This window comes from Salinicola aestuarinus (genome assembly GCF_003206645.1).
GTDB lineage: Bacteria > Pseudomonadota > Gammaproteobacteria > Pseudomonadales > Halomonadaceae > Salinicola > Salinicola aestuarinus.
In genome coordinates this window covers 473285-486964 of the sequence record NZ_PZJP01000005.1, presented here as the reverse complement: position 1 = coordinate 486964, position 13680 = coordinate 473285, and the positions used below count along the sequence as shown (strand labels likewise).

The window sequence follows — 13680 nt, the reverse complement described above, 5'->3', positions numbered from 1 at the left end:
CTTACAGGTTGGTGGAGTACGTACCGAGGTACTTAGCCACACCTTCAGCGGTGTCCTTCATGCCTTCCTGGCCCTCTTCCCAGCCAGCCGGGCAGACTTCGCCGTGGGTCTGGTGGTACTTGAGCGCCTTGACCATACGCAGCATCTCGTCGACGTTGCGGCCCAACGGCAGGTTGTTGACCGTCTGGTGCTGTACGACACCGTCTTCATCGATGAGGAAGGAGGCGCGCAGTGCCACGCCGGCTTCCGGGTGCTCGATGCCGTAGGCCTGGCAGATCTCATGCTTGACGTCGGCCACGATGGGGAAACCGACTTCACCAATGCCACCGGCATCCGGCGAGGTCTTACGCCACGCGTGATGCGTGTACTGCGAATCGATGGAGGCGCCAATCACCTCAACACCCAGCTCCTTGAACTGCGCCAGACGGTTGTCATGGGCAATGATCTCGGAGGGGCAGACGAAGGTGAAGTCGAGCGGCCAGAAAAAGAGGACGCGCAGCTTGCCGTTGGAGTCGGACAGACGGAAGTCGTCCTTGATGGAACCGTCGGGCAGCGCGGCTGCGGCTTCGAAATCGGGGGCTTGACGACCTACGAGTACGCTCATGAGTTCTCCTTCGAGAGTTGAGGTAGATAGCGGCGTTGAATACGAGACTAGACTAAAGGCTAGTGCTTAATAGTCCCATTGGATTACGGCAATAGGATACATAGTGCGTTGCTATTGCCATCGCCTTCTGGCGCGATTCACATCACATCATCGTCACTGGCGAGCGTCACATCTTCCAGCTCGCCGGCGGTCGAGACGGCGACCGCGACCTGAATTGGCTGACAACAGACGGCACAGTCTTCCCACGTCGTGTAGCTGTCGGCGCTGATGTCCAGCAGCATCGTGAACGGTGCGTCGCAGTAGGGGCAGTGGACGGGCCACTCGACTACGCCTTCTTGCGTCATTGCTGCCTCCGGGAGATCGAACCAACACCGTCATTTGCGTGGACTACGCTGAAGTGGAGCCAGTGATGCGATGTTTCAAGCCTTGGCAGGGACTACCGCCATGATTTCGGCTCGCAGGCGGCGCGCGAATCCAGGCAAGCGTCACCGCGGGCGCGTCAGCGATTGAAAAGGCGGCGCATCACGCCCATCTTTATTGTCGACAACTGCCGTGGGACCATAATGACGCACATAGCCGAGTGGCGACGCCAGAATCGCCACAGAACGCCGACAGCCGTGTCTGCCGCGCGTCGCTAAGCAACCGGACCGGTACGCCGACGCCTGTGAGTCGACGTCGACGCTGCCATCATGACGAGGAGGACTCTATGTCTACATCACCCAGTCACACGCTGTCGTCGCTGGACGTCGCGGGCAAGACATTCCACTACTACAGCCTCCCCAAGGCCGCCGAGAGCCTGGGTAACATCGACAAGCTGCCGATGACCCTCAAGGTGCTGTTGGAGAACCAGCTGCGCTATGCCGACGACCCCACCGTCGCCGAGGAGGACATGCAGGCGCTCGCAGCCTGGCTCAAGGAAGGCAAGTCCACTCGCGAGATCGGCTACCGCCCCGCTCGCGTGCTGATGCAGGATTTCACCGGTGTGCCCGGCGTCGTCGATCTGGCGGCGATGCGCGATGCGGTCAAGAAGCTGGGTGCCAAGGCCGAGCGGATCAACCCGCTCTCGCCAGTGGATCTGGTGATCGACCACTCGGTCATGGTCGATCACTTCGGCGACCAGTCCGCCTTCAAGGACAACGTCGCCATCGAGATGGAGCGTAACCAGGAGCGCTACGAGTTCCTGCGCTGGGGCCAGAACGCCTTCGACAATTTCCGTGTCGTCCCGCCGGGCACCGGCATCTGTCACCAGGTCAACCTCGAGTACCTCGGCAAGACGGTCTGGACCAAGGAAGTCGACGGCAAGACCTACGCCTTCCCCGACACCCTCGTCGGCACCGATTCCCACACCACCATGATCAACGGCCTCGGCGTTCTCGGCTGGGGTGTGGGCGGCATCGAAGCCGAAGCGGCGATGCTCGGCCAGCCGGTATCGATGCTGATTCCCGAAGTCGTCGGCTTCAAGCTCACCGGCAAGCTCAACGAAGGCATCACCGCCACCGACCTGGTGCTGACCGTCACCCAGATGCTGCGCAAGAAAGGCGTCGTGGGTAAGTTCGTCGAGTTCTACGGCGACGGTCTCGAGGATCTACCGCTGGCCGACCGCGCCACCATCGCCAACATGGCGCCGGAATACGGCGCGACCTGCGGCTTCTTCCCGGTCGACGACGAGACGCTCAACTATCTGCGACTCACCGGGCGCGACGAAGAGCAGATCGAGCTGGTCAAGGCCTACTCCCAGGCGCAGGGCCTGTGGCGCGAAGCGGGCGCCGAGCCCACCTTCACCGATACGCTGCATCTCGACATGGATGAGGTGGAAGCCAGCCTTGCCGGCCCCAAGCGGCCGCAGGATCGTGTCGCGCTGAGCAATCTCAAGTCCACCTTCGAAGCGCTGATGAGCGGCAGCAAGCCGGACGCTCCCGCCGAAGAACAGGGCAAGTGGCTCTCGGAGGGCGGTGACACCGCGGTCGGCGCGCCGCCTGCCGACGGCGAAGACTACCAAACCGGAAACGACTACAAGACCGGGGACAGCCAGCAGGTCGAGTACGACGATGAGTCCTTCTCGCTCAACCACGGCGCCGTGGTCATCGCCGCCATCACCTCCTGCACCAATACCTCGAACCCGAGCGTGATGATGGCCGCCGGTCTGCTGGCGCGTAAGGCACACGAGAGAGGCCTGACCACCAAGCCCTGGGTCAAGACATCCCTCGCCCCCGGTTCCAAGGTGGTCACCGACTACCTTGCCGCCGGCGGCGTGCAGGACGACCTGAACGCGCTGGGCTTCAACCTGGTCGGCTACGGCTGCACCACCTGCATCGGTAACTCCGGCCCGCTGCCGGAGCCGATCGAGAAAGCGATCAACGACGGCGATCTCACCGTCGCCTCCGTGCTCTCGGGCAATCGCAACTTCGAAGGTCGCGTCCATCCGCTGGTGCGCACCAACTGGCTGGCGTCACCGCCCCTGGTCGTCGCCTATGCGCTCGCCGGCAACGTGCGCAAGGATCTGTCGAAGGAGCCGCTGGGTAACGACAGCGACGGCAACCCGGTCTATCTGCAGGACATCTGGCCCTCGCAGGCCGAGATCGCCGAGGCGGTCGAGAAGGTCAAGACCGAGATGTATCGCAAGGAATACGCCGAAGTCTTCGACGGCGACGAGATCTGGCAATCCATCGAGTTCCCGCAGAGCGAGGTCTACGCCTGGTCGAAGGACTCTACCTACATCCAGCACCCCCCGTTCTTCGAGGGCATGGAGAAAGAGCCCGCACCGATCGAGGATATCCAGGGCGCTCGTGTGCTGGCCAAGCTTGGCGACTCCGTCACCACTGACCACATCTCACCGGCCGGCGCGATCAAGCCCGACAGCCCGGCCGGCCAGTACCTGCAGGAACACGGTGTCGCGGTGAAAGACTTCAACTCCTACGGCTCACGCCGAGGGAACCATGAAGTCATGATGCGCGGCACCTTCGCCAACGTGCGTATCCGCAATGAGATGCTGGAGAACGTCGAGGGTGGCTATACGCGCTACGTCCCGAATGGCGAGCAGATGTCGATCTACGACGCTGCGATGAAGTACGCCGAAGAGGGCACGCCACTGGTGGTCATCGCCGGCAAGGAGTACGGCACCGGCTCCTCGCGGGACTGGGCGGCCAAGGGCACGCGTCTGCTCGGCGTGCGCGCCGTCATCACCGAGTCCTACGAGCGTATCCACCGCTCCAACCTGATCGGGATGGGCGTACTACCGCTGCAGTTCCCGGAAGGTGAAACCCGCGAGACGTTGGGCCTGACCGGCGACGAGACCGTCTCCGTCGAAGGCCTCAAGGAGCTCTCCCCGGGTGGCAACGTCAAGGTGACCATCCAGTCCGATAAGGGCGAGAAGACACTCGACGCGCTCTGCCGTATCGATACCGCCAACGAGCTGGAGTACTACCGCCACGGCGGCATCCTGCACTATGTGCTGCGCAGCATGCTGTAAACGCCGGACGCATTCAGCCTGCTCCCCAGCAGGCGTCATCGAAGCCCCACCGATTGGTGGGGCTTTTTCGTTCGGCCCCTCGACGCGGCGCCGCGTCAGTCGCGGCGTTCGCTCAGCCAGTGATCCAGGTCGCGCTGCGCCGTCTCCAGCATTTCCACATTGAGCGTCCGGGTGGAGATCGCCCGCGACAACGCGCGAACGCGTTTATTGAAAGCGGGAACGCCGGGCTCGTCATCGCTCACGCCAAGCTTTTCATACAGCGTCAGCAGGCGATTCTGGATCGTTCTCAGCGACATCCCCCGGCGCTCGGCAATCAGCCTGTCCTGCAGACCCAGGGCAAGATCCAGCAGCACCGCGTACTCGCTGTCGCTGAGGACATGGCGGGGCGAGGCGCTGCGCCGCCGCAGCCGCTGAATCTCGCGGTCGACCATCACTTGGCCGTCGATCAAGACGGCCCGCAGGACCAGCTTGAGGCGCTCGCGACTGGCCGTCTTGAGCACATACCCGTAGGCGCTGTTGGCCGGCACGATCTCTGACACACCGCGCAGATAGGCTTCATCGGAGTAGTTGGACCAGAACAGGATGCGCGTCCGCGGCCGTTCTCGCCAGATGGTGCGCGCCGCCTCCACGCCATTGCGGGGCACCATCTGAAGATCCATGACGATCGCCTCGAAGTGGCCGGCGCGCGCTGCGGCCTCGCCCTGGAGGCCATCCTGGGCGTGTAGCGTCTCGGTGACCTCGGGCAACGCCTCGGCGATGACGCCCTGCAAAAACGACGCGTGAAAATGGTCATCCTCGACCACCAGAATTCTCATGCTCGGACCTCAAGCGGTAACGGCGGCAGCGTCATCGACACGCAGGTGCCTGCGTCGTCGAAGATGTCCAGTTCCGCGGCAATCAGCCGAGCGCGGGTACGCATGTGCTCGATGCCGCAGGCGCGCGGGTGTCCGCCGCCGAGTCCGCGGCCGTCATCACGGACGGTCAACCAGAGCGCGGCCTGAGCATTGCGCCTCACGTTGACCCAGATACGTCCGGCACAGGCGTGCCTGGCGGCGTTGTTGATCGCCTCCTGAACGATGCGATACAGCGCCGTGCGCACCGTCGGTGGCAATTGATCGGGCGCCCCCTGGGTCTCATCGATAATGTCGACCTGAAGTCTATCTCGCTCGGCAGCCCGCTCGAGATGCACCCGAATGGCGTGAGTGAAGCCGAAAAGATCGAGCAGTCTCGGCGATGTCGTTTCGATGATGCCGCGAAGATCGTCGATGCAATCCTCCAGCTGCTCCGCAAGCCACTCACTCGCCGGCGGCGGCCCGTCGCCCTGCAGCTCGCGCAGCAGACGTGTGAGGTCCGCCAGCGTCTGATCGTGCAGGTCCATACCGATCCGCTGGCGTTCCTGTTCCAGCGCTTGCGTCAACTCGAGAGACCCTCGGCGCAGCCCCTCCTCCCGCGCCTGGGTTTCCGCTCGCGTCCGGGACATCTGCTGCAGGCTGGCGCGCAGTTGCAGCGCCTGAAAACCCGGGGCGAGCACCGACGCCAGGCGCTGGGCCAATGTCACGGTGGCGTGGGCATAACGACCGGCGACGTCATGCGAGAGGTTGAGCGTGCCCAACACGCTGCCCATGCCGTAGAGCGGAACATGCACCCGGCTGCGCAGGCCATGCCTGAATATGGGGTCGCTGCAGGCATTGCTGAACGTCTGGCGCGGATCCTCCATCGCATTCTCACTCAACATGAACGGCAGTTTGCCGGTGAGCACATCGCGTACCGGCGAGCAGTCGAGCCGCGTACGCCGCTCCGACCAGTAGGTGCTGATACCCACCTCATAGCTTGCGACCCACGCCGGGGTATCGAACAGACAGATATCCGCGTGGGTGAAGGGGATGAGCTGAGCGATATCCTCGGCGACGGCGTCGAGTGCCGACTGGATGCTGACCTGCTGATTCAGGCGTGCGGGAATCCGCATCAGGATCGCCTCTGGCGACAACGGCGCCGCGATTTCGCTCATGCCCCGGCTCACTCTGGTTGCCCTACGATGCTGAAGAATATCCGGAACCTGGCGGCGTGCCCTTCATCCATAAGTCGCGATCGTACGATGCCCGCGCCCCTTCTCATCCCTAAGTTGACCCTCGAATGGCGGGAACCCGCAGGATTTGTGCGGCCCACCGCCTTTACGCTTTTCTCGTGGGAAGCCAATCATCGACAGCAGGATTCAGGACGTCGGCAACCGATGCTGGCGTGCTCGACATCGCCGACGCGCGATAAGGCCAACGGGAGACACTCATGACTCAGAACAACAAGCTGTTCTCTGCCGCCGTGATCGGCGCCATCAGCCTCACCCTGAGCGGCATGACACAGGCGCAGGAGGCGACCGCCGACAAGCGCGTGGCCCTCTCCAACAACTACGCCGGCAACTCCTGGCGTCAGGTGATGCTGCAGTCCTTCGAAGAGACGGCAGAACAGGCGACAAATGACGGGGTCATCGACGCGGCCGACGCCTACACCACCTCGGAAAACCAGGCCACCGAGCAGGCGGCCCAGATTCAGAACCTGATCCTCCAGGGGTACGACGCCATCATCATCGATGCCGCCTCACCGACTGCGCTCAATGGGGCCGTTCAGGAAGCCTGCGATGCTGGGGTCACCGTGGTCAGCTTCGACGGTATCGTCACGGCACCCTGCGCCTGGCGCATTGCGGTCGATTTCGAGGCGATGGGCCATCAGCAGGTGGACTATCTCGCTTCACGTCTGCCCGACGGTGGCAACCTTCTCGAGATCAGGGGACTGGCCGGTACCTCCGTCGACGAACAGATTCACGCCGGAATCCAGCGAGGCGTCGAGACGCACGACGCGTTTCGTATCTCCGGCTCGGTTCACGGCGACTGGGCGCAGGAGGTCGCACAAAAAGGGGTCGCAGGGCTGCTGCCCTCGCTGCCCGAGATCGCCGGCGTCGTGACCCAGGGCGGCGATGGCTACGGTACCGCGCAAGCGTTCGACGCCGCCGGTCGGGATATGCCGATCATCGTGCTCGGCAACCGTCAGGACGAGCTGCAGTGGTGGCAGGAGCAACACGCAAAGGATGGCTACGAGACGCTGTCGATGTCGATCGCGCCGGGCGTCGCCTCGCTGGCCTTCTGGGTGACGCAGCAGATCCTCGCCGGCGAGGAGGTCCCCAAGGATCTCACCGTCCCCTTTCTGAAAGTGACACAGGACACGCTGGAGTCGGTGCTGGAAGAGACACCCCGAGGGTCGGTCGCCAATACGGTCTACACCCTCGACGACGCCCAGTCCGTTATCGCCAGCGCCGACAATGGATGAGCCCGCGCTCCAGCCAACAGGCCCTTCGCGAGAGACGGCCCCGCTGGTAACGCTCACCGATGTGACCAAGCGCTTCGGCGCGGTCACGGCCCTGAACCGGGTCGATCTCGACATCCGGGCCGGCGAATGCCTCGGTCTGGTCGGTCACAACGGGGCGGGGAAGTCGACGCTGGTGAGCCTCATCAACGGCGCGCTCGCCGCCTCGTCGGGTCGCGTCGACTTTCCGGCCAGCTCGGCCGACCACGCGCTGGCCGCCGGGGTCCGCTCCGTCTTCCAGGAGCTGTCCCTGTGCCCCAACTTGAGCCTTGCGGAGAATCTGCGTATCGCTCATGCCGACCTCCGCGGCTGGGGCTGGCGGCGACGCGCCGGTGCCGAAATCGAAGCCAGTCTGGATACTCTCTTTCCCGGTCACGGCATCGCCGCCGACGCGCTGGTCGAGACGCTCTCCATCGCCCAGCGCCAGATGGTGGAAATCGCGATCCGTTTCTCCCCGCTGGGCGGAGCGCCAAAACTGCTGATTCTCGACGAGCCCACGTCGTCGCTCGACGCCGGGATTGCCAATCAACTGCTCGAGGCGATCACGCGATTCTGCGATGACGGTGGCGCGGTCGTCTTCATCTCGCACATGCTCGGCGAAATATTCCGGGTCGCCAGCCGCATTCTGGTGATGAAGGATGGCCACATCGTCGCCGACGAAGCCGCTGACCACTTCACGCGCCAGGGGCTGGTCGATGTCATGGGACATGTTGCAACGGCGCCAGAGAGCGACAGCGAAGCCTCGCCGCGCCAACTCGGCGACGTGCTGGTCGAGCAAGCGGGGCTACAGGCGCGTCGCGGTGAGATCGTGGGCCTGTCGGGGCTCGCCGGTCACGGCCAGGCCGAAGCGCTGGCCAGGCTCTATCTCGACGCCACCTCCGCCTGGCGTGAGACCGGTACGCCCCCGATGGTCTTCGTCGCAGGCGATCGCAAGCGCGATGGCCTCCTGCCTCTCGGGTCGATCCTGCACAACATCAGCCTGTCGTTTCTGGCCACCACCGCTCGCTGGGGGCTGGTGGATCGGGCGAGCGAGCGCCGGGTCGGCGATGAGTGGCAACGGCGCATCGGCATTCGCACCCAGACGCTTTCCAACCCCATTCTTTCGCTCTCCGGCGGCAATCAGCAAAAGGTGCTGTTCGCGCGCGCGCTGGCCTCAGCGGCGCCGATCGTGATCATGGATGATCCGATGCGCGGCGTGGACGTGGGCACCAAGCAGGATGTCTACGCCCTCGTGCGTGCCGAGGCGACCAAGGGACGCACCTTCCTCTGGTACTCCACCGAGACGGAGGAGGTCTGTCAGTGCGATCGGGTGTTCGTCTATCGCAACGGCGCCATTTCCGCGGCGTTGAGCGGTGACGCGCTGACCGAGGCGAAGATTCTCGAAGCCTCTTTCGAGATGCAGGAGTCAGAGGCATGACGCTGTTCAGCCGTTACCGAATTCTACTGCCGATCGCCTCGCTGGCGCTGCTGCTTGCCGTGACCTTCTACGTCCAGCCGCGCACGATGAGCTACTTCGGCCTGAACCTGCTTTTCAATCTCGCGGTGCCCATCGCGCTCGCGACGATCGCCCAGATGCTGATCATCATGGTCAATGACATCGACCTGGGAATCGGCGCCTTCGTCAGTCTGGCCGCCTGTGTCGCCGCCACCTTCCTCGAGCAGTCGCCGCTGATCGGCGCGATGATCATGGCGGCACTCATCCTCAGCTATGCGCTGATGGGCGCCATGATTCATGCGCTGGCCCTGCCCGCCATCGTCGTCACGCTGGGTATGTCATTCGTCTGGGGAGGACTGGCACTGTTCCTGCTGCCCTCCCCCGGCGGGACCAGCCCCGCCTGGCTTAGAGCGATCATGACGGTCAAGCCTCCCCTGATGCCGATGGCCCTGGTCGCGGCCTGCCTGATCGCCGGCGTGACGCACTGGCTGATCGCCCGCGCCGGGATCGGCACGGTGCTGCGAGGTGTGGGCGGCAACGCCGACGCCGTCCGCCGGGCCGGCTGGTCGCTGGTCCGACTAAAGGCCCTGGCCTACGGACTGGCCGGGCTCTTCGGCGTACTGGCCGGGATGGCGCTGGTGGGTCTCACAACCTCGGCCGATGCCAATATCGCCCTGCGCTACACGCTGCTCAGCATCGCCGGCGTGATCCTTGGCGGCGGTGAGTTCACCGGCGGCAAGGTCAGCCCGGCGGGGGCCGTGATCGGCGCGCTGACGCTGGCCCTCGCCGCCTCGTTTTTGAGCTTCATGCGCCTCTCCCCCGATTGGCAGATCGGTGCCCAGGGGGCAATTCTGATCGCCGTGCTGGCAGCACGCCTACTGTTCAACGGACGTGACGGCGCCCGGCGCTAAGGAGAACAAGATGCCCAATGTGCTACGCCGGCCCTGGCTATGGGCCTGGTTGGCAGCCGCCGCCACTTTCGCCGCCACTCTGGCGCTAGGGTCGGGGCGCGGCGCCGGCGGATTGGCCTATGCCGCGCTCTCCTTCGGCGCGTTTGCCGCGATCGTTGGTGTCGGGCAGATGCTCGTCATTACCCTGGGACCGGGGAACGTCGACCTTTCGATCCCCGCCACCATGACACTATCCGCCACCCTTGCCCTCAAGGCGATGGATGGGGCGCCGGACACCGTGCTCCTGGGACTGGGCGTCGCGCTACTGGTGGGTCTGGGCACGGGCATGGCCAATTTCGCCCTGATTTTCCTGCTGCGTCTGCCTCCGATCATCGCCACCCTGGCCGCGTCGCTGGTCTATCAGTCTCTGGCCATCTGGTCCAACCGCGGGCTGCGGGTCAAACCCCCACAGGCGCTTGCGGAGTTCGCGACCGGACGCACCCTCGAGATCCCCAACGTCGCTCTCGTGGGCCTCGCGCTAAGCATAGGCGTCTGGATCGTGCTCGAACGTGGCGTCTGGGGCCGCTGGCTGCTGGCTGCCGGACAGAATCCAAGGGCCGCGAGACTCGCCGGCGTTCCCGTCGAGCGGGTCCGTGCAACCGCCTATCTGAGCGTGTCCGTGTTCGCCGCCGTCGCGGGTTTTCTGCTCGCGAGTTTCTCAGGTGGCGCGGCGCTCAACATGGGCGCGGAGTACCTGTTGATGTCGATCGCCGTGGTGATTATCGGTGGCACGTCGATTGCAGGCGGTTTCTCCAACGTCCCGGGTATCTGGGGTGCGGCCTTTTTCATGTTCCTGGTCGTCTCGATGCTCAACACCTACGGCGCCGGTGCCGGGGCACGCAGCGTGCTGACGGGCGTGATCATCATCGGCATCGTCATCGCCGCCAGCAGCAGAAGGAATCACGCATGATTCAGTTTCCGGAGCACATCGAGCTTGTCGACTCGCGCTTTGGTCGTCTGGTGCATCCCATGTCGAAGCTCGAGCGGCTGGCGACCGGCTTCACCTGGACGGAAGGCCCTGTGTGGTTTGGCGACCACCAGTGCCTGCTGTTCTCCGACATCCCGTCGCAACGCATCCTGCGCTGGTCGGACACTGAAGGCCTGAGCGTTTACCGCCGTGACTCGGGGTTCAACAATGGCAATACCCGCGATCGCCAGGGCCGGTTGGTCGGTTGCCGTCACGGCCACCGCGATGTGGTTCGGACCGAGCACAACGGCAGCCTCAGCGTCCTTGCCTCGCACCACGACGGTCAGCGCTTGAACTCGCCCAACGACGTGGTCGTCAGCCGCGACGGCGCCGTCTGGTTCACGGATCCCACCTACGGAATCCTCTCCCATTTCGAAGGCTATCGAGCAACGCCTGCTCAGGCCGCCAATCACGTCTTCCGTATCGACCCCGTGACGCAGGCGGTCGAGGCGGTCGTCTCGGATTTCACCCAGCCCAACGGCCTGTGTTTCTCCCCGAGCGAAGACCGGCTATATGTGGCCGAAAGCGGGTCAAGTCACGACGATAGCGTAGCGTCGGTGATACGCCGCTTTCGCGTGGAGGGGGCGCGACTCGTCGACGACGGCGTCTTCGCCGAGATCGACAGCGGCCTGCCGGACGGCATGCGTGTGGATTGCGAGGGCAACCTTTGGTCGTCCGCCGCTGATGGCGTGCACTGCTTTGCCCCGGACGGCACGCTGCTGGGCAAGATCCGGGTGCCGGAGACCGTCTCCAATCTCTGTTTCGGCGGCAGTGACGGGCACCGTCTCTATCTCACCGCCACGACCTCGCTCTACTGCGTCTTTGTCGATATTCAGGGTGCCGAGTCCTGGACCACACCGTCATCGCCACCGGTGACCACATCGCGCTAACGCCTCCAAAAGCGCCCGCTTGAAACGCAAGCGCCCCGCACGGGGCGGGGCGCTTGACGGGTTGTCGCGCTTGGCTCGCGCCAACCGGATCAGACCGAACGGCGACGGTACTGGCGGTAGCGCGGGTACCAGAAGTGGCCGTGAATCGACTCCCACAGCACCTCGTCGCTCGAGGAGAGCGCGACGCCATCGGCCTGGGCCTGTTGGCCGACGGCAAAAGCGATCTGCTGGCTGATCTCGCGAATGTCGCCGAGCGAAGGCAGCAACGCACCCTCACCGGTCTGGACGATGGGTGCGCTGTCGGCCAGCGCATTCGAGGCGGCCATCAACATGTTGTCGGTGACCCGATTGGCGTTGGCGGCAATCACCCCAAGGCCGATGCCCGGAAAGATGTAAGAGTTGTTGCACTGGGCGATCGGCACGCTACGCCCGTTGACCTCGACCGCCGGGAAGGGGCTGCCCGTCGCGACCATCGCCTGACCGTCGGTCCAGCCCAGCACGTCTTCCGGTGTCGCTTCCACCTTGGAAGTGGGGTTGGAAAGCGGCATCACCAGCGGATTGTCGCAGTTGGCGTTGAGCGTCTTGATCACCTCTTCGGTAAACAGCCCACGCTGGCCGGACACCCCAATGAGAATCGTGGGTCTGGCATTGCGAATCACGTCGATCAGCGCAGTGGCGTCGCCGTCAAAGCCGAGATCGGCGGCATCGTGCGCCAGGCGCTGCTGGAAAGGATAGAGATTCTGCGTCTCGCTGGTGAGCAGGCCGTCCTTGTCGACCATGAAGATGCGCCGGCGCGCCTCGGTCTCGGAGAGCCCCTCCCGGGTCATGGCGATCACGATCTGTTCCGCGATACCGCAGCCGGCGGAACCGGCCCCGGCAAAGGTGATGACCTGCTCGCTGATCTTGGCGTTCTTCGCCTTGCACGACGCCAGCAGAGTCGCCACCACGACCGATGCCGTTCCCTGGATGTCGTCGTTGAAGCAGCAGACCTCATCGCGGTAGCGCTCGAGCAGCGGCATGGCGTTGGTCAGCGCGAAGTCCTCGAACTGCAGCAGCGCATCGGGCCAGCGGCGCTTGAGCGCTTCCATGAACAGCGTGATGAACTCGGCGTACTCGTCCGGCGAGACGCGCTCGTGGCGCCACCCCATGTACATCGGGTCGTCGAGCAGCTTCTGATTGTTGGTCCCCACGTCGAGCGTGATCGGCAACGTGTAAGCCGGGCTGATGCCGCCGCACGCGGTATAGAGCGAGAGTTTGCCGATGGGAATCCCCATCCCGCCGATGCCTTGGTCGCCGAGGCCGAGAATGCGCTCACCGTCGGTGACGACGATCACCCGCACCTTGTCCTTGGTGGCGCTACGCAGGATGTCGTCCATGCGGTGGCGATCGGGATAGGAGATGAAGAGCCCGCGGTGATTGCGGTAGATATTGGAAAACTCTTCGCACGCCTCGCCGACCGTGGGCGTATAGATGATCGGCAGCATCTCTTCGAGGTGCTCCTCCAGCAGGCGGAAGAACAGCGTCTCGTTGTCGTCCTGAATGGCACGTAGATAGATGTGCTTGTCGAGATTGTTCTGACACAGCGTGTACTGGTGATACGCGCGTTCGACCTGCTCTTCGATACTCTCGACGTTCTGCGGCAGCAGACCCACCAGGTTGAACTCGATGCGCTCCTCGCTCGTGAAGGCGCTGCCCTTGTTGAGCAGCGGCATCTCCAGCAGCGTGGGGCCCGCGTAGGGAATATAGAGGGCGCGCTTGGCGTGATCTGTCATGGTCGACTCTCGCGATAACCTACGAATGGATGGCGCCGGCCGAACCGGGGCACCATCGCTCGGCGGTGTCGGCTCGCAGTGGCGCTGTCGTTAGCCTCTGTCCGGCGCAGTCCCACCGGCAGGCGCAATCGACCGACTCGGAGGAAGGTCGAGGGGCGCCAGTATGCCATTTCATACCGGGGATGACATTGTGACGCAGGGGACCGCCCGCAAGCGTAGCGCCCATTGCCACGAAAAAG

11 protein-coding genes are annotated in these 13680 nt (G+C 64.2%); 6 read left to right on the top strand and 5 right to left on the bottom strand.

Annotated elements, in window-relative coordinates:
• Position 1: 1 nt before the first annotated feature.
• Positions 2-604 carry a peroxiredoxin gene (locus tag DOM41_RS07590; protein ID WP_110686222.1) on the bottom strand — a complete coding sequence of 201 codons (603 nt, stop codon included), beginning with the start codon at positions 602-604 and terminating at the stop codon, positions 2-4.
• 137 nt (positions 605-741) lie between these two features.
• The gene (locus DOM41_RS07585) at positions 742-948 is read right to left on the bottom strand and encodes a zinc ribbon domain-containing protein (protein ID WP_110686221.1); all 207 of its coding nucleotides are present in this window, start codon (positions 946-948) and stop codon (positions 742-744) included.
• 362 nt (positions 949-1310) lie between these two features.
• On the opposite strand from DOM41_RS07585, the gene acnA reads away from it, so the two are divergent.
• Positions 1311-4073 carry an aconitate hydratase AcnA gene (gene acnA, locus DOM41_RS07580; RefSeq protein ID WP_110686220.1) on the top strand — a complete coding sequence of 921 codons (2763 nt, stop codon included), beginning with the start codon at positions 1311-1313 and terminating at the stop codon, positions 4071-4073.
• A gap of 95 nt (positions 4074-4168) precedes the next feature.
• Here acnA and DOM41_RS07575 read toward each other — a convergent pair whose 3' ends face one another.
• Complete coding sequence (locus DOM41_RS07575; RefSeq protein ID WP_110686219.1) at positions 4169-4888, bottom strand: response regulator transcription factor; 720 nt, start codon at positions 4886-4888, stop codon at positions 4169-4171.
• Positions 4885-6081, bottom strand: coding sequence for a GAF domain-containing sensor histidine kinase (locus DOM41_RS07570; protein WP_110686218.1), 1197 nt, complete (start codon positions 6079-6081; stop codon positions 4885-4887). Before DOM41_RS07570 ends, DOM41_RS07575 begins: the two co-directional genes overlap by 4 nt.
• Before the next feature lie 275 nt (positions 6082-6356).
• Between DOM41_RS07570 and DOM41_RS07565 the strand changes: the two genes are divergently transcribed.
• The 5 genes from DOM41_RS07565 to DOM41_RS07545 are packed head-to-tail and all read left to right on the top strand — an operon-like array spanning position 6357 to position 11669.
• The gene (locus DOM41_RS07565; RefSeq protein WP_110686217.1) at positions 6357-7391 is read left to right on the top strand and encodes an ABC transporter substrate-binding protein; all 1035 of its coding nucleotides are present in this window, start codon (positions 6357-6359) and stop codon (positions 7389-7391) included.
• The gene (locus DOM41_RS07560; RefSeq protein WP_110686216.1) at positions 7384-8844 is read left to right on the top strand and encodes an ATP-binding cassette domain-containing protein; all 1461 of its coding nucleotides are present in this window, start codon (positions 7384-7386) and stop codon (positions 8842-8844) included. Before DOM41_RS07565 ends, DOM41_RS07560 begins: the two co-directional genes overlap by 8 nt.
• Positions 8841-9773 carry an ABC transporter permease gene (locus tag DOM41_RS07555; RefSeq protein ID WP_110686215.1) on the top strand — a complete coding sequence of 311 codons (933 nt, stop codon included), beginning with the start codon at positions 8841-8843 and terminating at the stop codon, positions 9771-9773. Before DOM41_RS07560 ends, DOM41_RS07555 begins: the two co-directional genes overlap by 4 nt.
• A 10-nt stretch (positions 9774-9783) precedes the next feature.
• A complete protein-coding gene (locus tag DOM41_RS07550; RefSeq protein WP_110686214.1) occupies positions 9784-10722 on the top strand; it encodes an ABC transporter permease in 939 nt (312 codons plus the stop codon).
• On the top strand, positions 10719-11669 hold the full coding sequence (locus DOM41_RS07545) for an SMP-30/gluconolactonase/LRE family protein (protein WP_110686213.1): 951 nt from the start codon (positions 10719-10721) through the stop codon (positions 11667-11669). The genes DOM41_RS07550 and DOM41_RS07545 overlap by 4 nt, the downstream gene beginning before the upstream one ends.
• 89 nt (positions 11670-11758) lie before the next feature.
• Here the strand turns inward: DOM41_RS07545 and DOM41_RS07540 are convergent, their stop codons facing one another.
• Entirely contained in the window at positions 11759-13441 is a 1683-nt protein-coding gene (locus DOM41_RS07540) for an NAD-dependent malic enzyme (RefSeq protein ID WP_110686212.1), read from the bottom strand.
• Positions 13442-13680: the final 239 nt, after the last annotated feature.